The following is a 22795-nucleotide window of genomic DNA, read 5'->3' on the forward strand; positions in this document are numbered from 1 at the left end:
AATCTATTAATCTATGGAAAGAATGCTTCGCTTCATAATGTTCTGTTCATTTGTGTAATTTCATACATATTAGAGATTCATCATCTTATAGACGAAGAAGGTTAACTGACATGAGTTTATTTGTTCGCGAAAAAGGGTTCTACAAAAGCTTTTTCTGGCTGACGCTTGTGATCGGGATGCAGAACCTGATATCGGTCGGCGTGAATTTGTCGGACAACGTCATGCTGGGAGGATACAGTGAATCGGCCCTATCGGGTGTTGCCCTCGCGACCCAGATCCAATTCCTGCTGCACATGCTAGTTATGGGCGTATGCGAAGGATTGGTCATCATGTCGTCCAGATTCTGGGGAGCGAAGGATTTAGGTTCCATCAAAAAGGCAGCAAGCATCGGCATGCGCATGGCCATTTTCCTCAGTATTGTGTTATGGATAGTCGTGTTCTTTTTCCCGCATGAGGTACTGTCCTTGTTTACGAAGGAAGAGAATGTTATAGCCGCAGGTGTGGAATATTTACGAATCATCTGTTTCTCCTATATCTTCTTTGCCGTCACCAGTTCCTTGCTGGCTTCACTGCGAAGCGTGGAAACGGTGAAAATCGGCTTTGTGGTATCGTTATCGACCCTGATTATCAACATCTGCCTGAACTATATCCTCATCTACGGGTATTTAGGTTTTCCTGAACTGGGTGTGGCCGGATCGGCTATCGCTACCCTGACGGCTAGAATCATTGAATGTGTGATCGTCCTGGTGTACATTAAACGATTTGATCGCAAAATTTTGCTAAAGCTGCAGGATTTCCTGCAGTTCGATATGGAACTCTTCAAACAGTACATTCGCGTAGGCTCCCCAATTCTGCTGTCGAACACGATATGGGGGCTTGCCATGGCGGCACAAACTGCCATTCTGGGGCATATGGGGGAATCGGCAATCGCGGCCAACAGTATTGCGACTACGATTTTCCAGATGGTTACAGTCATCGTTTACGCTTCGGCCAGCGCAACGGCTGTGCTGATTGGGAAGACCATCGGTGAAGGGTTGATGGACAAAATCATATCCTATGCCAAAACGCTGCAGATTCTGTATATCCTACTCGGCTTGCTGACGGGCGCTGTGCTGTTTGTAATTAAGGATTTCGTCCTGGGCTTCTACTCCATATCCGATGAGGCGAAGACACTCGCGCTCCATTTCATGACAGTGTTGTCGATCACCGTAGTCGGAACGGCTTATCAGATGCCGGCATTAACGGGCATTGTGCGAAGCGGCGGAGACACCCGCTTTGTCCTTTACAACGATTTGATTTTTATGTGGCTGATCGTGCTGCCCTCCTCGGCATTATGCGCGTTCGTGTTCGATTTATCACCACTCGCCATATTCATTTGCTTGAAGTCCGATCAGATACTGAAGTGTTTTGTGGCGATCGTAAAGGTTAATCGATTCAAATGGATACGGTCCTTCAGCTCATGATGGATGGACGGTTGTCTTATGGTAAGAAATCCATAGAGTAAAAAAAGAACCTCGGGAACGCGTGTCCCGAGGTTCTTTTGTATGTTACGTTCAATCCTCTAGCAGGTTTAATGACTGGGCTTTAACCAGAGCCTGCGTGCGGGTAGTCACGCCGAGCTTGCCATACAGTCTGGATAAATATACCCGGACTGTTCCTTGGGACAGGCCAAGTGCAGCGGCCATCTGTTTATTGGCGGCACCTTGCCGGATCAGATGCAGGAGATTCATTTCATTCCGATTCAGCTGTTCCGGGAGAACAGACGGGGATAGCTTGGCGGATGAAAGGTCCGCTTGGGGATAATCCGGAAAATGCTCCAACAGGATGCGTACATATTCAAGCAGCTGATGCTGCTCCGGCTGTAAGCCGCTTTCTTGTCCTTGGTGGTTTGCATACAAATTCAGCAGCTGGTACATCTCCTCTCCTTCGTCCAGGAAGGAACGGACATAACCGTTCTGTGCTCCAATACGCAATGCGTCGCCAAGGAGATGAAGGGACTGCTTTCGTTGACCACGCTGATATTCCAGCAGCGCTTGCAGGCCTGTGATCTCGATGATGCTGGATCGTTGCTGTTCGCGCTCGGCTTGGGGTTTTAACAGTTCCAGGAGGTGAAGCGCCTCGGCTTCCCTGCGCTGTTTGCCTAACAGGCGAACGAACGCCAGATATTCGGTTTCCCGGCTATAGGTTGGTCGGTCCTTGACGGAAATCGGGAGACCGGCCGCTTCCTTGCGGGCTTCGGTTATACGCCCTTCCCGAATATAGAGCATGCATCGTATAGCCTTTAATGGAGCAAGCCATGGGCTCGCTTTCCTGCCGAGGACAGCGGTCCATGCTTCATCCAGAGCATAATGGGCCAGATGAAACTTGCCCTCCGCAGCGTACAGCTTGGCTTCGGTTATATGAAGCGGCACGAACAAACCCATGGTTTCTTTGGCGGGGGGCGCATTTCGAATCTGTACCAGCAGTTGACGGCATTCGGCAAGCCGATTCCATTCATAATACCCCTCGCACAAGGATTGCTTTACATATAAATTCATGAGCGAATGCGCCCATCCATGGGATTCCAGCACGCCGGTAAACAGATGTGCGATCTTCTCCGTATCAGCGGAGAGAGCTCCCTTCATGCCAAGCGGTGTACGTCTTACGTAAGGCTCCTGACGGTTGTAATCGAATTGATAGTAGATCGGATTGTCGGGCATAGCGTTGTCGAGGAGGCCTTCGCTGAAAGCAAACCATTTGCCGAAGTCCCCGTTCAGAAAAACAAGATTGGAACGCACGAACAGGAGGCTGCTTCGGAGCTGCTCCCGTCGATTTGATGACGCGAGTGCGGCGCACGTTTCTTCAATCTGGGAGAGCATGCGCTCAGACCGCTCCAGATCCCCTGCCAGAACCATGATAAAGGCATGCGCTAATGACATTTCAAGTCTCATCGAGAATGGGGATGGGATGCGGTCAAACCATTCTAGCAAGGTAGCAATTTCCCCACGTTCAAGCACGGTTTGCATATGCTGCTCCAGCAAGTTCACGGCCCCCTCAATGTCCTGCGCTGCAAACATATGGTCAATGGCCTCATCCATAGAACCGGCAGAAGCGTAATATTGCCCGGCAAGCCGATGGCGCTTCGTATACTCCCCGTTATCTTCACGTAGCAGGAGGTCCAGCAGAAACTGCGAGAACAGATGATGATAGCGATAGCAGGTATGATGTTCATCCAGTGGAACCAGAAACAGATTCAGCTTCTGCAGCTCCTCCAGCATCGGGCGGCTGTCGCTGAGATCGGTTACAGCATCGCACGCCTGTGGATGAAGCTCCGACAGGACTGCGGTCTGCAGCAGAAAAGTGAGCACCTCGGAAGATAGCCTGCCTATCACCTCCTGGAACAGATATTTTGAGATCAGAAGTTGATTTCCCTTCAGATCTTCGACGAATGGCTCCAGATCGCGGCCGGTTCGCAGGGAAAGCGAAGCAAGCTGGAGCCCGGTTATCCAGCCTTCCGTTCGATTAAGCAATGCATCCAGCTGCATCGGAGTTAGACGGGGCTGACTGCTATCTGATTCATGCCGGAAAAAGCGCTCGGTTTCATCAGAGGTGAATTCCAGCTGCTTCATTCCGATATGGTTGACCTCATGGTTAACCATCCCTTTCATTGTGGGGAATGGAAGCTCGGTTCGGGAGGAGATGAATAGATGAATAGGCTCAGGGAGGTAATCAATCAAGTAGGAAATCCCCGCATGGATAGCATGATAGTGAATGCTATGCAGGTCCTCGAGAATGAGATTGAGGGGTTCATGCTCCTCGTATAATTCACTGATCAGCGTATCCAGAAAGCTTTCAATCGAGGCGCTTGGCAGCAGATGCGTATGGTTCATAAGCCGATCTCCTTGCTGTTCTGGAAGAACCGAAGCCAAGGCGGCTGTTACGTATCGCCAAAAGCGGACAGGATCGTTATCCCGTTCATCCAGCGACACCCAGGCGCATCGCTCGTTGGCTCCATGGGCCCACTGGGCCAGCAGTGTCGATTTGCCGTATCCAGCAGGGGCAATAATGGTAGTTAGTTGTCCATTGTGGCCTGCTGTCATCGCTTGAATAAGCCGATCCCGGTGAATGAGATGCTTTTTTAACCCGGGAAGGCTTATTTTCATTTTCAGAATAGGTGAATCGGTCAGTAATTTCATAGGCACCCTCGCTATATACGAACGTTATTTTTACGAAATTTGAGTCAAGATAACTAGATTATATGAAAAAAATGATGAAAAGTTAACGTTTGTCAATCGTTTCCCTTCCATTTATTTGATAGCATCCATAGTACCGCGGTCCCGACCGGGATTGTGGTTTATAAGCGCTGATGAAATGAGGGAGGAGATTTATGTTAAGGCGTTCAGGGAAAATCCTGCTATGTATAGCTTTGCTGTTGATGCAGATGGATTGGGTATTCGGATACCGGCAAGCCTTCGCAGCCACCGCGGTTGCACCGAAGCTTGTTGCCGGTTACTATCATACCGCTTCGCTTGTAAGCAGCGGCGAGGTTTATTCATGGGGGTATGGGGACAGGGGACAGCTGGGCGACGGCAGCTGGAGCACCCGGATCACTCCGGTCATGGCGAAGGGTTTGAACCATGTCATTGACATTCATTCCGGCGTCCGCAGCTCCATGGCGCTCCGCCAGGACGGAACGGTGTGGACCTGGGGGGCGAACGAGAACGGACAGTTGGGAATTGGGACGACAACGAATGTGAACGTTCCCACACAAGTTGCGGGTTTAAGCGGGATCAAGGCTATATCCGGCGGATTAGGTTATCACGGCATGGCGCTTTCAGAGAACGGAAGCGTATGGACTTGGGGGAGAAACGTCAACGGAGAGCTGGGCAATGGAACGACGATACAACAAAACTTCCCGGTTCAGGTGACCGGTTTGAACGATGTGACGGCTATCGCGACTGGAGGATATTACAGTCTTGCGCTGAAATCGGACGGTACCATATGGGCCTGGGGCGTGAACGGAGACGGGGAGCTTGGCGATGGAACGACGACGGATCGATACATGCCGGTACAAGTTGCCGGGCTGACAGACGTCATTGCGATTGCCGCCGGGGGGTCTCATAGTTTGGCCGTTAAACAAGACGGTACCGTATGGGCATGGGGAAAAAACACATACGGCATGCTCGGTGATGGCACGAGAACAAACCGAACGAAACCGGTGCAGGTTCGAAGCTTGGAGCATATTGTTGCGGTTGCAGGCGGTGGGTACCACAGTCTTGCAGTGGACCAAGCAGGAAACGTATGGAGCTGGGGGGATAACAGTCAGAAGCAGCTCGGCCTAGGCTCGAATGGTTCAAGCCTAATTCCGGCCCCTGTGTCAGGGATCGAGCATGTTCGTGAAATTTCCGCCGGCGGCTATCATAGCGTGGCGATGAAGAAGGATGGGACCGTCTGGGCATGGGGCTTTAACTCCGGAGGGCAAATCGGGGATGGGACCTACAACAATACCAGGGATATTCCTACCCTGACGAAGGCCGTGCTGGATACCACGGCGCCGGATACAGGAAGTGGGGTCTTGAATCCGTACAGCATTACCGCGGACTCCGTTGGATTGGAGTGGCCCAAGGCCCGGGACAATATGACGGAGCAGCACGACCTGCAGTATCTTTTATATTCGTCTGGCAGCCCGAATATCGGGGACGTAAGTCAAATGGAGAGGTACGGAAAGCCGATCGGAAGCTACACGGCGGATCAAACCGCACTTGTGGTAAACGGACTTGCGGAAGGCACGGATTATTATTTTAATGTCATCGCCAAAGATGCCGTCGGCAGAAAAAGCGCATACCGTATGCTGAAAGTGACAACGAAATGGCCGCAAATCTACTCGTTAATCTATGATGGCAACGGAAATGCCACTGGGAATGTTCCGGCAAGCAGCGGTTTGTTTGCCAAAGGCGACGAAACGGTTGTGGCGGGCAATACGGGCCAACTGGGCAAGGATGGATATACCTTCGTCGGCTGGAATACGGAGGCCGATGGAAGCGGGATCGATTATCCGGCTGGAGGCAAGCTTATATTTGGTACGCAGGATGTCACGCTGTATGCCAAATGGAGTGCGAACCCGGCACCAACCGAACTTACGGTGGTATCGTATACGCCGGCTCATCAGTCTGTCGGGGTTGAAAGAGATGCGACCTTGCAGGTTGTCTTTAATGAAGAAGTGACGGCTGTGTCCGGTAAATCGATTACGATTAGGCAAGCTTCGGATCAGCGTGTTGTGGAGACCATCGATGCTGCTGATGCAGGTAAAGTCTCGGTTCTCGGGAACACGTTGACCCTGGATCCGTTGACTGCTTTCGACTATGGAACGACTTATTATGTCGAGATCGAGTCTGGGGCTTTTACCGGTAACCATTCGGGTACCTATTTTGCCGGAATTCAAGGCGGGGATACCTGGAGTTTTACGGTCAGGGAGCCTGCGACCACGCCGTATGACGCCACCTTGCAAGCATTGGCGCTGAATTCACCTGGAGCGGAAGTGGGTCTGAGCCCTGAATTCGATAGATACCATCATGATTACAAGGCACAGGTAGCCAATGAAGCGGATCGCCTTACGGTGACTGCCCAGGTGTATGACGCTCGTGTACAGGTAACGCTCAGCGTGTACGGGGAAGCCGGGGATTTGGAAGTGGGGCCGATCGATATTTTCTCCGGTCAGGAGAGCCCGGAACTCCCGGTTTCCGTCGGTAACCATATAATCGAGGTCGTTGTGACGGCGCCGGATGGCCAGCATCTGAAATATAGAGTGATGGTGACAAGAGCGTCGTCAACCGGAGGCGGAGGTGTAACGCCTGAAGAACCGGGAGGAGGTTTATCTCCTGGAGGTACTGGCTCAGGCTCAGGATACGCAAATTCAGGTTCATCAGGCAGTGCCACGCCAGCAGAGAACAGAGTGAATGTCAGAGTTACGCTAAACGATGAATCTCAGGAAGGGATGGTTACAGGCTTGTTCCATGAGACAGATGGACATACCGTCGTTTCAATGAAGCTGGATACGGCAAAGCTGGAAGCCCGTTTAAAGACCGTGGACTACAATCCGGTCATCGTCATTGCGCTTGCACAGCCTGCGGATCATGTCTACCTGGAAATAAGCGGTGCTGCAATTGACCTTCTTGATGCTAAGCAGGGCGCCATTGAAATCCGATCCGTTCTCGGTACCTTCCATGTTCCTGCTGCCGTGATGGCATCATCGCGCTGGCAGAAGTCGGGAGGTTTGGATAAGCCGATAGCAGCGGATCAAATGTTGGTGACGCTGACGATGTCTGCCAGCGATGCAGCTAAGGTAAAGGCTGTTCAGAAGGCGGCGCTGCAATCCGGCATAACCCTTGTCGGTTTGCCTGTCGATTTTGAAATTACAGCTAAAGTTCAGGACATATCCCTGCAATTAGATCCGTTTCCACAGTATGTGGAGCAGCGGATTTCATGGCGACAGGGAGTGTCAGGCCATATTACTACAGCTGCCCGGGTGGATGAGAATGGAGATTTCTATCATATCCCGACGCGAATAGAGATGAAGAAGGATGGAAGCAGCGAGGCCGTTCTGCATCGCCTCACCGCCGGAACCGTTGCTCTCATATCTCATCAAGCGAGCGTTGCCGATGTTTCGTTTCATTGGTCCAAGGATGCCGTGAACGATCTGGCTTCGCGATTGATCCTTGATGGAAGCGGCCGAGTGAAGGGGCCCACAAACACCGGTGCGAATCAGCCCGAGAGGACCCTTTTCGCTCCGGACGCTCATGTGAATCGTGCGGAGTTTGCTGCCATGATCGTCAGGGCACTCGGTTTGCACGAGGTGAAGGGCGAAATCCCTGCTTTTCAGGATGTCAGCGCAGGCGACTGGTATAGCGGCGTCATTACACAAGCCGTACAGTATGAGCTTCTTCAGGGGTATGAGGACGGCCGTTTTCGGCCAACTCAAGGGATTACGCGCCAAGAGGCCATAGCGGTTATGGGTAGAGTGATGAAACTGGCAGGTATAACAACTACAGTGAATGAGATGGAATCAACTGGTATCCTTTCCTCTTTTAAAGATCTCCAAGGCCTTTCCGCTTGGGCCAAACCGGCTGCTGCCGCGCTTGTGCAGCAAGGAATAGTCCATGGAGCCGACGCAGGGCTTAAGCCGCTGCAGAAGCTGTCCCGCGGCGAGGCGGCCGTCATGCTGCAGCGGTTATTAAAGGCAGCAGAGCTGATCGATTGATTCAGCGGGATTAACTAGGTCGGATCTTAGAACATTTCATATATTTGCAGGGGATGCCATTAGGCATCCCTTTCTGCGTGAATGAAAAGGAAAAGCAGCATATAAGCTGCCAACAATTTGAAATTAATGCGTTTTCATCCTGATCTCGGCAGAAAACGCTTGCTCAAATGTTGGCAATTTCCGAACATTCTCGACATTTTGATAAGGTAATGTTCTGTGATATCGGCAGTTTTCCGCCAAATTTTTGCTAAAAAACACATTAAACTACATAAAACGCTAAAATTTTTGTTTTGACATCTGCTTATCTATACCATAGGATAATAGTATAAAAAGTGCTCACTTAGGAGGATAAGGTCAGGAAATGAAAAAGACATGGTCAATTCTATTAACACTCGTATTATCCGTTGGATTGCTTGCAGGTTGCGGCAATAATGATAAGTCTACTGACAATGGTGCAGCTAATGGCGGTTCAGAAGGATCTCAAGATAAGAAACGCATTGCACTTGTTCTCCCTGAGAAGATCGGCGTGAATCCTTTCTTTGCATTGATGGACGAAGGATTGCAGAAGGCCGCTGCCGATTTCAATGTCGAAGTGAAAACGATTGAATCAACAGACCCGGCTTCGATTGAGCAAAACCTGCGTACGGCGGTTGCTGAAAAATATGATTTGATTATCACATCCACCTTCCAAATGGAAGATGCACTGAAGAAGGTTGCACCGGAGAATCCGGACGTGCCTTTTGCCATTATCGATACGGTAGTGGATTTGCCGAATGTCCGCAGCGTCGTATTCCGTGAACATGAAGCAGCTTACCTGCTTGGTGCAGCAGCTGGATTGGCTACGAAGACCAACAAGGTTGGCAACGTGGTTGCAGACGACATTCCGATTATGCATAAATATATGACCGGCTTTGCAGAAGGTGCAAAATCGGTAAACCCTAACGTTGAAATTTTCGTTAACTACGTCGGCGGTTTCACAGATCCGGCTAAAGCGAAGGAACTCGCACTCCTGCAGAACTCCAAAGGTGCCGATTTCGTTGCAGGCCTTTCCGCTGTTGGTGATTTGGGCGTATTCGAAGCCGCGAAAGAGAAAGGCTTCTATGCTTCAGGACAAGATACGGATAACACGGGCACGGATCCCGAGCACGTTGTGCTTGCTCAATTGAAAGGTACAGACGCTGTTGTCTACGAAACGGTTAAAGACTTTGCAGAAGACAAATACTCATTCGATATTCGTGATTACGGTCTGAAAGAAGGCGGCGTGGGTCTTACTTACGTAACCCATGAGAGCAAAACACCGCTTAACCCATTTATTGGACAAGACATCGTAGATCAGCTTAAGGTGATTTCCGACGATATTATCGCCGGAAAGATTAAAGTAACCAACGCATTGGAACAAAATTAGTTCTCACCTGGACCGGCTGCCCATGAGCAGTCGGTCTTTCATTCAGAAGCGAAAGGAAGGCATGACTCGATGCTACTCCAGATGGACAATATTACGAAAAAGTATGGCGAGTTTAGCGCAAACCGCGGCATTGATTTTTCGCTGCGTGCGGGTGAAGTTCATGCGATCGTCGGGGAGAATGGTGCAGGCAAAACAACGCTGATGCGGATATTGTACGGGATGGAGCAGCCAACCTCGGGTACGATTCGGCTGAATGGCAAGGAAGTTTCGTTTGCAAGCCCGGAGGGCGCGATTCAGGGCGGCATCGGTATGGTGCACCAGCACTTCATGCTGTTTCCTACGTTTACAATCGCTGAGAATATCGTGATCGGCAATGAGCCGGGATCAGGTGCCAGGTTTGACCGCAAGCAAGGCGTGAAGATTGTTGAGGGGCTTTGTGATCAATACGGAATGAAGGTGGATCCCCGCGCAATCGTAAGCAGCAGCGCGCCTGGCGTGCAGCAGCGGGTTGAAATCTTGAAGGTGCTGTATCAGGGCGCCGAAATCATTATATTGGATGAGCCAACGGGCGTGCTGACGCCGCTCGAGGTACAGGAGCTCCTGGATGCCATTAAACAGCTCTCCAAACAGGGAAAGAGCTTTATTCTGATAAGTCATAAATTGAACGAGGTCCTTGATGTGGCCGATCGCATCACGGTGCTTCGTGACGGCGCCGTCACGGGCGTTGTGGAGAAGGGGAATACCGATGCCCATCAGCTTTCCCGTCTCATGGTCGGCCGCGAACTGATAGAACTAGATCGCAAGCCGATCACGCCGGGTGAGAAGGTGCTGGAAGTCTCGGACGTTTCGATCCGCGGAACGAAAGGAAAGCCGGTTCTGGACGAAGTGAATCTTGAAGTCCGTGCGGGCGAAGTTGTCGGGATTGCCGGTATTTCCGGCAACGGGCAGTCCGAACTGCTGCAGGTGATTTCCGGTCTGGCTCAGCCGGACAACGGGCGGATTGCCGTTTCGGGCAAGGACGTAACCGGCATGTCGACAAGAGCAATACGGGAGCACGGATTAGCCCATATTCCGGAGGATCGCTATGTATGGGGTGCTAATCGAACGGCAACCGTGATGGATACCGGGCTTATGGGGCACCACCGCCGCTTGCAGAATGGCGGCTTCCTTAATCTGAAGGACATTCGTTCGTTAGTTTCCGGATGGGTTCAGAAGTTCTCCATCAAGACGGGCTCCCTGGAGACCAGCACGCAATATTTATCCGGCGGTAATCTGCAGAAGCTGATCGTCGCACGGGAACTGGAACAGGGAACCCCGTTCCTGATCGCTGCCGAACCGACGCGCGGCGTCGACATCGGAGCCATGGAGACGATCCACGGCGAGCTGCTTAAGCGGCGTGAAGAGGGGACGGGAATTCTACTGGTATCGTCGGAATTAACGGAAATTTTGAAGCTGTCCGACCGGGTTCTGGTTATGTTTGAAGGCCGGATCGCAGGCGAACTGTCAGCGAAGGAAGCGACAGAAGAGAAATTGGGACTGCTGATGGCGGGAGGAACCTTGTAATGAATAAATGGACAAAATTTACGCTTCCGCTGCTCCAGCCGATTGCGGCCATCATTGTAGGGCTGCTCGCCGGAGCCATTGCCATCATGATTGCTGGTGGCGATATCCTGCAGACTTACGCGGAGATGTGGAAGGGTGCCTTTGGGGGCATGTATTTCTTCACGAATACGTTGTCCCGGGCGACTCCGATTATTCTGATTGGTCTGGGTGCGGCGTTTGCATTCCGTGCAGGGTTCTTTAACCTTGGCGCGGAAGGTCAGATGGTGTTTGGCGCGCTTTCTGCCGCATTGGTCGGATTGTACATGCCGGGCCCGGGCTGGCTGGTGTGTATCGTTGCAATTCTTGCCGGTATTGTTGCAGGTGGATTGTGGTCCGTGATGGCCGGATATTTTGATTCCAGGTTCCGGGTGAACTTGCTGATCTCTACGCTGCTGCTGAACTATGTGGCCGTGTTGTTTGCGGGTTATCTGGTCGCCTATCCGCTGAAGGACCGCTCGGGTTCAGCTGCGATGGCGCAATCTGAAATGCTGGATAACAGCGTCTGGCTGCCGAAGCTAATCTCCGGCATGCCGCTGCATGTAGGCTTTGTGCTCGCGGTGCTGGCCGCGTTGATTATATTTGTGCTGTTGAAGCGCTCCGTGATCGGTTACGAGGTACGTATGCTTGGCGGCAATCCGCTGTTTGCTCTGTTTGGCGGCGTTAAGCGCGGACCGATGATGCTTGGCGCCATGTTCTTCAGCGGCGGCTTGGCCGGTCTTGGTGGCGCCGTTGAAATTCTGGGCTCCCAGTATCGCTATATTGATGGCGCATTATCTACGGCCGACTATGCCTGGACGGGCATTATGGCTGCATTGTTGGCAGGATCGCATCCGATCGGCACGCTGATTGCCTCGATCTTTTTGGCCGCGCTGCAGACAGGCGGTATGGGCGTGGAACGGAATACGGAAGTGCCGCTTGAGGTAGGAGCGATTATCCAAGCCGTGCTGATTCTGTTTATCTCCGCCCGATTCACTTACAGCTTCCTGAAGCGCAGAAAGGGGAACAAATCCGATGGAACAGCTGTTTGATCTTGCTTTAATCAACTCGGCCCTCCGGGTGCTCACTCCGATCTTGCTTGCGGCCCTCGGCGGTGCCCTGTGTTCGCGCGTCGGACTGTTCAACGTCGGTTTGGAAGGCTTTATGCTGCTTGGCGCTTTTTCCGCCGTGGTGGGGAACCACTTCCTCGGCAACGTCTTTTATGCGATTTTGTTCGCGATTGTGATCGTTTCGATATTCTCTTTTATATTTGCTTATCTCAGCATCAATCTGCAGGCGAACGTCATCGTGGTCGGTATCGCGATGAATGCGTTGGCGGCTGGATTGACCACATTTAGTTTACGGGCTATTTTTGATGTAAAAGGTGCATTTTATGACAATACGATGGTTGGGCTGCCGAAATGGAACATTCCGATTATCGAGGATATTCCGGTGATCGGTCCGATACTGGCGGGTTTGACGCCGCTTGTCTATCTGTCGTTTTTGATTGCGGGCCTCATGTGGTATTATTTCTATCGCACGAAGAGCGGCTTCCGGTTCCTGGCTGCTGGCGAGAATCCGCTCGCTGCCAAAAGCGTGGGCATCCGTGTAAGACGGTATCAGTATGGAGCCGTGCTGGCGAGCGGTGTGTTGTGTGCGCTTGCCGGTGCGCAGCTGTCGCTTGGCCAGGTGACGATGTTTACGGAAGGCATGACGGCTGGACGCGGCTTTATTGCGCTCGTAGCCACGATGCTGGGCCAATCGGGTCCGCTTGGAGTAACGGCCGCAAGCCTCCTGTTTGGCTTTATGGATGCGCTCAGCATAAGGTTCCAGGGGCTGGCGCTGCCTACGCATTTCACGCAGATGCTGCCTTATGTCGTCACGATTCTGGCGATGTTCTTCTTTAAGGACAAAAGCTTCCAGCAGGATGCACTGAAGCAGGGCTCAAGCTCCAGATAGGTGCGCATGCTGCGCCGTGACAACAAGTGAATTCGCCATCTTAGACGATCAGCGGATGCGAAAGCCGACAAAGCGTAAAGGAGATGAACTTGGTGCACAAAAAAGCAGAGCGATTGAAAAAAATGAAGCCGGTGGCGGTGGGCAACCTGACCGAGGAGCAGCGTGCCAAGCTGCCGCCGGGGCAGACGCTGACCGAGAAATTCCCCATTTTGCACGAAGGGGAGGTTCCTCATTACGACATGTCGGAGTGGACGCTCAAGGTATTCGGCGAAGTCGAAGAGGAACGGACATTTTCTTATGAAGATATCATGGGGCTGCCAACGGTGACCGTGAATACCGATATTCACTGTGTCACCCGCTGGTCCAAATTCGATACGGTTTGGGAGGGGGTCCTGTTCCGGGATTTCCTGGCGGGGCTGAAGATCAAGCCGGATGCCAAATACGTCATGTTTCATGCCGATCCGGATTATGATACGAATGTACCTATCGAGGATCTGCTCAAGGACGATGTGCTGCTGGCCTATCGCTTTAACGGCGAGCCGCTGACGGACAAGCATGGCTGGCCGCTGCGCACGGTTGTGCCGCATCGCTACTTCTGGAATAGCGCCAAATGGCTGCGCGGCATTGAGTTTATGAAGGAAGACCGCCCAGGCTTCTGGGAACGCAACGGTTTCCACAATGAAGCGGACCCGTTCAAGGAAGAACGGTTTAGCGGCGAGGCACTGGATATACCTGAAGACGAATGGACACATAAGGAGTTTGACTAATATGTTGATGCCTATTTTGCAAGTGAACTCAGAGGATATACCTGAATTTGTGATTGTCTGCGGCGATCCGAAGCGTGCGGAGACCATTTCCCGCAAGCTTACAAACGCGCGCGAACTCGCGTTCAGCCGGGAATACCGCACCTTCGTGGGGACGTATGAAGGCGTCGAGCTTGCGGTAACCAGCCACGGCGTTGGTTGTCCGGGAGCTGCGGTTTGCTTCGAGGAGCTGATCCGCGCGGGGGCAAAGACCCTGATTCGCGTGGGCACGGCCGGATCGTATCGGGCGGATACCCCTGCGGGAAGCCTTGTTGTCAGCACCGCGGCGATCCGTACGGATGGCCTGACGAAACAGCTGGTGCCAGACGGCTTTCCGGCAGTTGCGGACAGCCAGGTAGCGGAAGCGCTGTACGAATCCGCCATTGCGATCGGTGAGGGCGTGGTGCGTAAGGGGATTACTGTAACCCTGGACGTGTTCTTTAACGGCGTTGAAGAAGTACCGCACCAAAAGTACAAAGCAGCGGGAGCGCTTGGCGTAGAGATGGAAATTGCGGCGCTGTACGTCGTTGCGGCGATTCGCGGCGTTCGCGCCGGCGCGATTGTCGCGATGGACGGCTTTGCTGACGCCGATCTCGCGGCTGAGTACGACCCGAACACGAATGTGGTCGCCGACGCGGTGGAACGCGAGATTAACACGGCCTTGCAGGCTGTGGTGAAACTGGCGAAGCAGGGTTAGTAAGGGCAAGCAAGCCGGATTACCTGAGAGCAAGCTGCAGGAAATCCGGCTTGCTTGTTTTGAGTATGATGAATCTGGGGGGAGCATTAGAGATTTGCAGCAGCAACTCCAGCAGTACCTATCGTTACCGCTTTGGCGGCTGGACCGTGAAGAAGGGAACCTTTTCGATTCCGACAGCCCGCACGTAAGTGAATAATTGCCCTTTATGGTGGATTTCGTGATCGACCATGTTGCCCAGCCACACTTTTCCTGGGACAACGAACCCGTTAAAGTCCAGCGGCTGCTCCAGCAGGAAGTCGGACAATTCATTAAAAACCGCCGTAGACGATTCGGTCGAAGCCTGCACGATATTTCTAATGTCATCGATGGTTTCGTACTCGGTGGAAATCGAAGGCGGAGAGAACGAGCCTTTTGCAATGGAGCGCAGGAACATATCCGAGGACGCCGCAATATGAACAGCTAATGCACCCAAGGTATAGGCGTTCTCCCACGGTTTATAATCCAAATGCTCGCTCTTTACGTCCTGCAGCAGTTGCAACAAGACCGTACGGTGTCTATGCCATCGTTCGAATTGCTGTTGACCTTCATGACTCATGATTCATCCTCCTTGATCGATTGCAGAATAAAGTGTTTAAATATGCGCCTGCCTTATTCACGGTTCATAAAACAGTTCGATAAGTAATAGCGGATTCCTTCCCGATGCGCAAGTTATAGCCAGATGTTGTATTTGATCATTTTGGAAAAAAGCAGTTGCAAAAAGAAAGGAGGCCGTATATACTAAGTTCAATTAGTGATTGGTCAATCAATAATAAAACAAGATGAGTGAAGGAGGGCGGTAGAAATGGCTAGAGCGTCAACCTCCGCGAATCGGCGGAATGATATCGTGGCGGCAGCCATCGAAGTGTTTGCAGAGATCGGATATTATCGCGCGACCACGGCTCAGGTTGCCGAACGGGCAGCGATATCCCAGCCTTACGTCTATCGGTTCTTTACCAAGGAGTCACTGCTCGTGGAATCGCTGGCTGTTTCCTGGGAGCGCATCGTGAAGGCATTTCAAGCGGTGATCGAATCCGCTTCTCCAGAGAATCTGGAGTTGGGTTTGATTCAGGCCTACGAAGGGATTGTGCAGTCGCATCGCAGTGAGATCCTGCTCCAGATGCAGGCACAGACGATTCAGGAAGCGCCGATCCGCGAAGCGATGCAGCAGGGAATGAATGAGGTGAAGGATCTCGTGGAGAATGCCTTTGTGCGAGCGGGGTTTGAGGATGCCGATAAGAAAACCTCCGATTTTCTGGCCCGGGGCATGCTGTGCAATGTAGCCATGGCGATGGATATGCCGAATATGATGCCTATAAGATAGATCATGTCCAGGCGCGTTTTGTGCCACACCGCGTACCGTATGGGTAGTGCGCGGTGGAAGAAGGGCATTTTTTTAAAAGAAATTGTAATTGGTCAATCAATAACGATATGGGATAAGGGAGAGATTGATGATGAAAAAAGCGATTGTTTTGGGTGCAACAGGTGGGGTAGGAGCTCCATTAACCGTGGAGCTGGTAAAGCGTGGGGTCCAAACGGTGGCCTTCGGCCGCTCCTCGACGAAGCTGAATGAGCTGGCGGAGCAGTTGGACCATTCTCCTCTGCTTACGCTGGAAATTGGAGATGCGTTTAAACCCGAGGATATTCTAAGAGCCGGGGAAGGAGCGGACGTTATTTTTCACAGTGCCAACATTCCCTATCACGAGATGGAGTCCAGGCTGCTGCCGCTGGGTGAATCGGTTATGACAGCAGCAGAGAAGCTGGGTGCAAAGGTTGTTGTCGTTGATGGAATCTATCCTTATGGCAGGCGCTTAATGGAAAAGGCGACGGAGGATCATCCCAAAAAACCGCATACCCGCAAGGGCAAAGTGAGATTGGCCTACGAGCAATTGATATTCTCGTCGCGTTGGCATAAGGCAAAACCTCTTATCGTACGGCTTCCCGACTATTACGGTCCTTCTGCGCAGGCATCTTACCTATCCGTCACAATGGAAGCTATTGCGGCAGGCAAACCGACCGCTTTCATCGGCAATATGAGCGTTCCCCGTGAGTACGTCTATTTGCCGGATGCTGCGCGGATGATTGTGGAGATTGCAACAAGAGAGGAGTCCTATGGGCAGAACTGGCATATCCCCGGACCGGGCGTTATTTCAGGCCATGAGCTGGTGCGGATTGCGCAGCAGGCTGCCGGAAAGCGCAAGACTGTGATGCCGCTGGGACGAATTGGGCTATCTTTGATTGGATTATTCAATCCTGTGATGAAAGAGGTGGTTGAGATGCTGTATTTGACCGAGGAGCCTCTGGTGCTGAGCGGTGAAAAATATGAACGCTTGATAGGCCCGATTCAATGGACGCCCCATGAGCAGGCAATTACGGCAACGATGAGGAGTTTAATGGGCAAAAGTGCTCGAGAAGCTGAAGACGCAAAGGGTAGTGCAGCCATGATATAACGCTACATTACAGATGTTTTTTACGAAAAGTAGTAATTGATCAATCAATAATATTGATTAGGATTAAATAGAGGCATACACGCTGACTGCGTAGACGGTTGGCGTGTTTTTTTTATGGGCTCGAAAAAAATTTCGAGAATATCCATCAGTTTCATTTGCCCAAACGTTATATTAACAGAAAAGACAAAACGAAAAGTGAGAGGTTGGCTAATGGAAGTATGTGATCTCTATGAAAATCTGAAGGACGATGTCCGGCGTTATGCCAGATCCATTGCCAAGCATGCTTATGAAGCGGATGATCTGGTCCAGGATGCCTTTATGAAGGCCATCAAGGAGCCGAACCTGGCAGATCTGCCCCTTCACAAGCAAAAGGCCTGGTTCTTCAGAGTCGTCAAAAATCGCATGATCGATATTAGCCGCCGGGAGAAGCGGCTCGTATCGTGGGAGGATGATCTGGACGTCGCCGAGCTCCCCGTTTCAAGCCGCAATATTGAAATGACGGAATGGCTCGCCCGTTTGCCGCAATCGCAAAGCGATATCGTGTTTAAGCGCTTTTGGCTCGGGATGTCCAGCCAGGAAATTGGTGAGCAACTGGGCATGCCGGCAGCCACGGTTCGGTACAAATTGCAAACTGCCATTAAAAAATTGAGAAAACTATGGGAGGAAGATATGAAATGAGCAGAATAATCGAGAATGTAGGGATGTTGGATCTTACGCAGGCAACGGAGGAAACCGTAACAAGTATCGAACGGATCGGAAACGTGGGACTTGTGATCTACCGGGCAGAGACGGCACACCTGCTCACGCTGTTGAAAAATGCAGGCAATATCGGCAAGACGCTTGAAATTCCGGAGGGGCACCGTTATTACAGCGGTACGCTGCGATTGGACGAGGAATATTTTCAGCTTCTGGAGCAGCCGGACCGCGTGTTCGTTAACGGCACGGTCATTATCGATAAAGAAGTATCTCTTGAAGTATTCCAGAACGGTACGCTGCACCTGGTGGTCAACGGCCAGGTCTATGCTCCCCGGCATCTGGCCGGAGCTGTTACCGCTGCGTTGATCAAAGCGGGAGGAGCCAGCGCGGAAATACACGCGTATCAATACGAGCCCAGGTTCGAGTCCGGGAAGGTTCAATTGAATAGTGCGTATCTGGCCTCCAGCAAAGAGCCCATGGAGCTGGTGTTGAACGGCATAGTTCAACTGGATAAGGAACTGGATATGGAGCAGTTCACGGCCCGAATTGAAAGTATCCGCGTTAACGGCAAGGCGGTTATTCATGAACATCAATCTCCTTATTTCTATGAAAAATTGAAAACGATAAACGGCTTGGTCGAGGTGATCCCGGCAGGTTTCGAATATGTAACCAAACCCGTAAGGCTAAACGCGAGAACCGCTCGGCGCTTTAAAGACCATAAGCTCTACACAAATAAGCCGCTCATTCTCGAGGCGGACGTGACCCGGGATGCCTTCAGCCAGGCCTTGTCAGAGATACAGTCGACTTCGTTCATCATTTGCAGCGAGGAGATCGAGGATTTGGTCTGGGAGCGCTGTCCCAACCTGAACACGGAAATCGTAAGTTATGAGCGGCTCTTTGTTTTCATCAACGGCGAGGAGACCTGGTCGAGGGATCAACTGCTGGCTTTGGGGCAGCCGGCTAGCTTTATCGTTGACGGGACGCTGACCTTTGACGATGACGTGACTGAGGAAGACATTAAGGCTTCGCTGTCCTCCCTGGATCTTTTCGGCGAAGTCGTTGTAGGGGAAAAAAGAATTAAAGGCATTTTGTACCCTTACCTTCGAGTAAACAATGGAAGTATCATAGTGAAGGGGACGGAAGAGGCGCTTGCAGGTATTGGTAATGTCGGAATGTTGTCGCTATAAAAAGAAATGAGGAATGAAACCATGAATATCAATAATGAAGATATTGCCAAACAGCATGTTCGCGATCTCCGTCAGGAATTGGAACGATGCAGGATGGCAACGAAATTGCGATCTAAACGCAATGAAGCGGCCAACACCGCAACGACTGCACGTACAGTCGATGGAAAGTGGAAGTCGCTGCTTAATACCATCATCATGATGGGAAGAAGAATGCTCTAATCGGTTGAGCCGGTTATGGCACCAAACGAATCTATACGAATCGTCGATGCGATAAGCGTCGGCGATTTTTTTATTTTTAACTACCGATAGTTAAAAAATATTGACACTTCCCATTCTTAGATTTAAAATTCTACCTATCGGTAGTTAAAAAAGGAGTGGGATCATACGTTGAAAAAGAAAGACTTAACCTCGCAGCAGATCGTTGAGGCCGCCATCGGATTGTTTGCGGTTCATGGCATCGAGAAGACCAGCCTTGCGATGATTGCCGGCGAGGTGGGTATTACGAAACCGTCGATCTACTACCATTTTGCATCCAAGGATGAACTGGTGGAGCGCGTCTTTGATTATATGTTCAGCGATTATCATTTCGATCATTATTTCTCCCTGACCGAAATGAACGAGCACAACTTCGCGGAGAAGCTGTACCAAGGGGGATTGCGCATGTTTCCGGAGGAGGAAGAGGCTTTTGTGCCGGTCATGCGCCTATTGAATGAGTTCATGCTGACCGCAAATCGGAGTGCCAATTACGGCCAGCGGGTGATAGCTATGCAGCAATCGTTCCTGGACGGCTTTCGGGAACTGATGCGGTTAGGAGCAGACTTCGGGATCATTGAGCGGCAGAATGCAGATTCCAAAGCGTATGTTCTGGCACTGGTCATTGATAATATCACGAGTTATATCATGATGGAGATTCGATTGGATTACCAAGCGATATGGAGGGAAGCGGTGAACAGTACCCTTAGGAAAGGAGCGGATATACTTGAATCACGGGATGGAATACAGTGACCTTGGATTATCGGCTTCTGACCGGATCCTGATTTGGGCGGTACCGCCGTTATTAGGCGCGGTTGTCGGCTGGTTTATACCTGCCATCGCGGATTGGGCAACGGGCCTCGCCTGGGTGCCTTTTCAAGGACCGCTGGAGTTAATCGCATCTATACAAGGACCTTGGGTCGTCATCGTAACCGCTATTCTGGGCTTGCTTGCGGGCATGGTACTCTCCCACATTGCCATTAAAGAAAGCCTTGCCGTTCGCCTGTCGGATCAAGAGATCAGACTCCGCATGCATGATGCCGAACAAACGTTTACGAGAGACGAGGTTTCTGCGGTCTTTCTGGATGGCAAGCAGTTGGTCCTGCTGGGCACTGAGGGGCAGGAACTCTACCGGGAGAAACCCGAAGCCAAGCGGGATGCCTTGGACGAAGCCTTCAAGCGGCACGGTTACTCCTGGAGAGACCGCGATCCGTTCGCCGATCAATATGTACGATGGGTTGCCGGTTCGCCGGAACTGACGCCCGGCCTGAACGCGCTCTTCCTGGCACGGGAGAAGGCGATGGAGAACGAGGAAAAAGAGGATGCAGCCGATTTGCGCCGGGAACTATCGAAGCTGGGAATTACGGTACGGGATGACGGAAAAAGACAGTATTGGCGGCAGCACGGCCGCCGGCCCTAACGGCCTTAGGAAGCAGTCGTAATTGCCCCGATCATACGCTACACACTTATCACGCCTTTCGCCGATGTCGCGATCATCGGCGGTTTTTTATAGGATCTTGCGTCACTGTTGGTTGCCATGACATTTGTCCCCCCTCTTATCGAACAAAATGACACCTCTCTCGCTCAAGCGAGCCTGCGGCAAACAATATCCCTCTATCGGCAAGACATCCGGCAGTCCTCTCTTCCCATGAGAAGTCTTACAATGAAAGCGATACCTCAGCGAAGGAGATGTCTTATGAATTTTGATCTGAATATCGTACCTTTCAGCCGAAGAGAGTCCTTCTTGGCAATTTCCCTCCTGCCCGCGGCAAAGGACCGCAGACCAGGACTTTACCTGCGAACCGTCCGCGGAGGAGATGACAAGTTTGGCGAGGCGTTTCTGATAGAGCTGCTAAACCGGCAGAGCGAGCCGGTTCCGTTTGAACCTGTTGCATCACCCGACAAAATCAGGCTAACGGCCTCCGATTCGGAGGGCCATGCGGACATTTGTTTATCGGACTCCCGGACCGTCCGATTCCGCTCGGAAGGCTGCGGCATCCGGCTTACCTTTTTTCCAGCAGCGTATGATTACGCCTATGAGACCCATCCGGACAGCTGGGAGGTGAACAGCTTCACGCATGGCTGCCGCTTCATGCTAACCCGGCTTGCAGGCCAGATGGGCATGGAGGTCGAATGGAACGAGATCAAGAGCTCGCGGGTGACCGCCGACTTCTCCGTGGACGCGTTAACTAATATGGCGGAATTTGCGGTAGAGGAGTTCATGACCGTCATGACCCCGCGCAAGGAATGGGAGTCCTTCGACGAGGCGGTTCATAGCGTCCGGGAAGATTATGCCGCATGGCTGAACAACACCCTTACCGTCTCTGAGCGGTGGCAGGAGGCAAGGGAGCTCGCGGCCTATATTACCTGGTCCTGCGTGGTTCCGGCCGAAGGCTGTCTGACCCGCCCAGCCATGTATATGTCCAAGAATTGGATGACCAACATCTGGAGCTGGGACAACTGCTTTAACGCGATGGCCCTCGTGCGGCATCAGCCGGAGCTGGCCTGGGATCAGTTCATGATCTTTTTTGACCGGCAGGATGAGAGCGGCCTGATCCCTGACTTCGTGAACGATAAATACGAGCTTTGGAATTGCAACAAACCACCGATTCACGGCTGGACACTGGCCTGGATGATGCGTCGGACCGATTTCATTAAGGAGACCCAACTGCGCGAGGTCTATGGCCCGTTATCCAAATGGACGGAGTGGTGGTTCACGCACCGGGACCATGACGGCGACGGCATTCCCCAGTATAATCACGGCAACGATTCAGGCTGGGACAACAGCACGGCGTTTAATAACGGCATTCCCGTCGAGAGCCCTGATCTTGCCGCCTATCTCATTATTCAGATGGAGACGCTGGCCGAAATCGCAGGTTTGCTGGGCCTGACCGAGGAGTCGAGCCAATGGAGACAGAGAGCGGACGAAACGCTGGAGCGTTTGATTCGACACTTCTGGAAGGATGGCCGGTTCACGGCCTGCCGCTCGGGAACGCATGAGGTATCCGAGGGAGACAGCTTGCTGCTGTTCGTTCCCATCCTGCTGGGAAGACGCCTTCCCGAGTTTATTCGCAAGGCTCTACTGGAAGGACTTCGGGATGAAAGCCGATTCCTGACAAGCAACGGCTGGGCTACCGAGAGCGTAAGCAGCCGCTATTATAAGGCGGACGGATATTGGCGCGGGCCGATCTGGGCTCCCTCCACGATGCTGCTGGTCGAAGGGGTGGCAGCAGCCGGCGATATGGAGCTGGCGACGGAGATTGCGCAGCGGTACTGCCGGATGGTCAGTCTCAGCGGCATGGCCGAGAATTTTGATGCCCTGACCGGTGCGGGGCTTCGTGATCGGGCGTTCACCTGGACCTCCAGTGTATTTTTGATTCTTGGACATGAATACACCCTATAAGTGCGTGTTCAAAAAGGTCGATTTTCAGCACCGAAGCTTATGCTTCCGATGTGCGTTTTTTCAAAACGCTTCAGTTGGATGAAGCTAGGGACG

At 52.0% G+C, this 22795-nt stretch carries 18 protein-coding genes; 16 read left to right on the forward strand and 2 right to left on the reverse strand.

Annotated elements, in window-relative coordinates; all coding sequences use genetic code 11:
• Nucleotides 1-110: 110 nt before the first annotated feature.
• Nucleotides 111-1463: an MATE family efflux transporter gene (locus tag ACOZB4_RS19000; protein ID WP_379412584.1), complete on the forward strand. Its 1353-nt coding sequence runs from the start codon at nucleotides 111-113 to the stop codon at nucleotides 1461-1463.
• A gap of 90 nt (nucleotides 1464-1553) precedes the next feature.
• On the opposite strand, the gene ACOZB4_RS19005 is transcribed toward ACOZB4_RS19000, so the two are convergent.
• The gene (locus ACOZB4_RS19005) at nucleotides 1554-4175 is read right to left on the reverse strand and encodes a LuxR C-terminal-related transcriptional regulator (RefSeq protein ID WP_379412587.1); all 2622 of its coding nucleotides are present in this window, start codon (nucleotides 4173-4175) and stop codon (nucleotides 1554-1556) included.
• A 191-nt stretch (nucleotides 4176-4366) separates the two neighbouring features.
• Here ACOZB4_RS19005 and ACOZB4_RS19010 point away from each other — a divergent pair, with 191 nt between their 5' ends.
• The 7 genes from ACOZB4_RS19010 to ACOZB4_RS19040 all read left to right on the forward strand — a co-directional run bounded on the left by ACOZB4_RS19010 (nucleotide 4367) and on the right by ACOZB4_RS19040 (nucleotide 14678).
• The gene (locus ACOZB4_RS19010; RefSeq protein WP_379412590.1) at nucleotides 4367-8236 is read left to right on the forward strand and encodes an S-layer homology domain-containing protein; all 3870 of its coding nucleotides are present in this window, start codon (nucleotides 4367-4369) and stop codon (nucleotides 8234-8236) included.
• Nucleotides 8237-8597: 361 nt separating this feature from the next.
• Nucleotides 8598-9641 carry a BMP family lipoprotein gene (locus ACOZB4_RS19015; RefSeq protein ID WP_076322823.1) on the forward strand — a complete coding sequence of 348 codons (1044 nt, stop codon included), beginning with the start codon at nucleotides 8598-8600 and terminating at the stop codon, nucleotides 9639-9641.
• Nucleotides 9642-9710: 69 nt separating this feature from the next.
• Nucleotides 9711-11204: an ABC transporter ATP-binding protein gene (locus ACOZB4_RS19020; RefSeq protein ID WP_379412597.1), complete on the forward strand. Its 1494-nt coding sequence runs from the start codon at nucleotides 9711-9713 to the stop codon at nucleotides 11202-11204.
• Nucleotides 11204-12271, forward strand: a complete 1068-nt coding sequence (locus tag ACOZB4_RS19025) for an ABC transporter permease (protein ID WP_098742271.1) — start codon at nucleotides 11204-11206, stop codon at nucleotides 12269-12271. Before ACOZB4_RS19020 ends, ACOZB4_RS19025 begins: the two co-directional genes overlap by 1 nt.
• Nucleotides 12255-13178 (forward strand): ABC transporter permease, encoded by a 924-nt coding sequence (locus ACOZB4_RS19030; protein WP_379412600.1) that lies wholly within the window; start codon nucleotides 12255-12257, stop codon nucleotides 13176-13178. The genes ACOZB4_RS19025 and ACOZB4_RS19030 overlap by 17 nt, the downstream gene beginning before the upstream one ends.
• 92 nt (nucleotides 13179-13270) lie before the next feature.
• The gene (locus ACOZB4_RS19035) at nucleotides 13271-13945 is read left to right on the forward strand and encodes a sulfite oxidase-like oxidoreductase (RefSeq protein WP_379412602.1); all 675 of its coding nucleotides are present in this window, start codon (nucleotides 13271-13273) and stop codon (nucleotides 13943-13945) included.
• 1 nt (nucleotide 13946) lies between these two features.
• Nucleotides 13947-14678 (forward strand): nucleoside phosphorylase, encoded by a 732-nt coding sequence (locus ACOZB4_RS19040; protein WP_379412605.1) that lies wholly within the window; start codon nucleotides 13947-13949, stop codon nucleotides 14676-14678.
• A 124-nt stretch (nucleotides 14679-14802) separates the two neighbouring features.
• Here the strand turns inward: ACOZB4_RS19040 and ACOZB4_RS19045 are convergent, their stop codons facing one another.
• Nucleotides 14803-15273: a DinB family protein gene (locus tag ACOZB4_RS19045; RefSeq protein ID WP_379412608.1), complete on the reverse strand. Its 471-nt coding sequence runs from the start codon at nucleotides 15271-15273 to the stop codon at nucleotides 14803-14805.
• Nucleotides 15274-15519: 246 nt separating this feature from the next.
• Between ACOZB4_RS19045 and ACOZB4_RS19050 the strand changes: the two genes are divergently transcribed.
• From ACOZB4_RS19050 to ACOZB4_RS19085, 8 genes are all read left to right on the forward strand, one after another.
• The gene (locus ACOZB4_RS19050; RefSeq protein WP_113060294.1) at nucleotides 15520-16038 is read left to right on the forward strand and encodes a TetR/AcrR family transcriptional regulator; all 519 of its coding nucleotides are present in this window, start codon (nucleotides 15520-15522) and stop codon (nucleotides 16036-16038) included.
• A gap of 130 nt (nucleotides 16039-16168) precedes the next feature.
• The gene (locus ACOZB4_RS19055) at nucleotides 16169-17164 is read left to right on the forward strand and encodes an NAD-dependent epimerase/dehydratase family protein (protein ID WP_379412949.1); all 996 of its coding nucleotides are present in this window, start codon (nucleotides 16169-16171) and stop codon (nucleotides 17162-17164) included.
• A gap of 210 nt (nucleotides 17165-17374) precedes the next feature.
• Nucleotides 17375-17842 (forward strand): RNA polymerase sigma factor, encoded by a 468-nt coding sequence (locus ACOZB4_RS19060; RefSeq protein ID WP_422759600.1) that lies wholly within the window; start codon nucleotides 17375-17377, stop codon nucleotides 17840-17842.
• Nucleotides 17839-19047, forward strand: coding sequence for a hypothetical protein (locus ACOZB4_RS19065; RefSeq protein ID WP_379412620.1), 1209 nt, complete (start codon nucleotides 17839-17841; stop codon nucleotides 19045-19047). Before ACOZB4_RS19060 ends, ACOZB4_RS19065 begins: the two co-directional genes overlap by 4 nt.
• Before the next feature lie 21 nt (nucleotides 19048-19068).
• On the forward strand, nucleotides 19069-19266 hold the full coding sequence (locus ACOZB4_RS19070) for a hypothetical protein (RefSeq protein ID WP_379412623.1): 198 nt from the start codon (nucleotides 19069-19071) through the stop codon (nucleotides 19264-19266).
• Between the two features lie 168 nt (nucleotides 19267-19434).
• A complete protein-coding gene (locus tag ACOZB4_RS19075) occupies nucleotides 19435-20052 on the forward strand; it encodes a TetR/AcrR family transcriptional regulator (protein ID WP_379412626.1) in 618 nt (205 codons plus the stop codon).
• A complete protein-coding gene (locus ACOZB4_RS19080; protein ID WP_422759601.1) occupies nucleotides 20027-20719 on the forward strand; it encodes a YqeB family protein in 693 nt (230 codons plus the stop codon). Before ACOZB4_RS19075 ends, ACOZB4_RS19080 begins: the two co-directional genes overlap by 26 nt.
• Nucleotides 20720-20995: 276 nt before the next feature.
• Nucleotides 20996-22702, forward strand: coding sequence for an amylo-alpha-1,6-glucosidase (locus ACOZB4_RS19085; RefSeq protein ID WP_379412631.1), 1707 nt, complete (start codon nucleotides 20996-20998; stop codon nucleotides 22700-22702).
• Nucleotides 22703-22795 lie beyond the last annotated feature (93 nt).

This window comes from Paenibacillus sp. NPDC058898, assembly GCF_049316025.1.
GTDB lineage: Bacteria > Bacillota > Bacilli > Paenibacillales > Paenibacillaceae > Paenibacillus_AQ.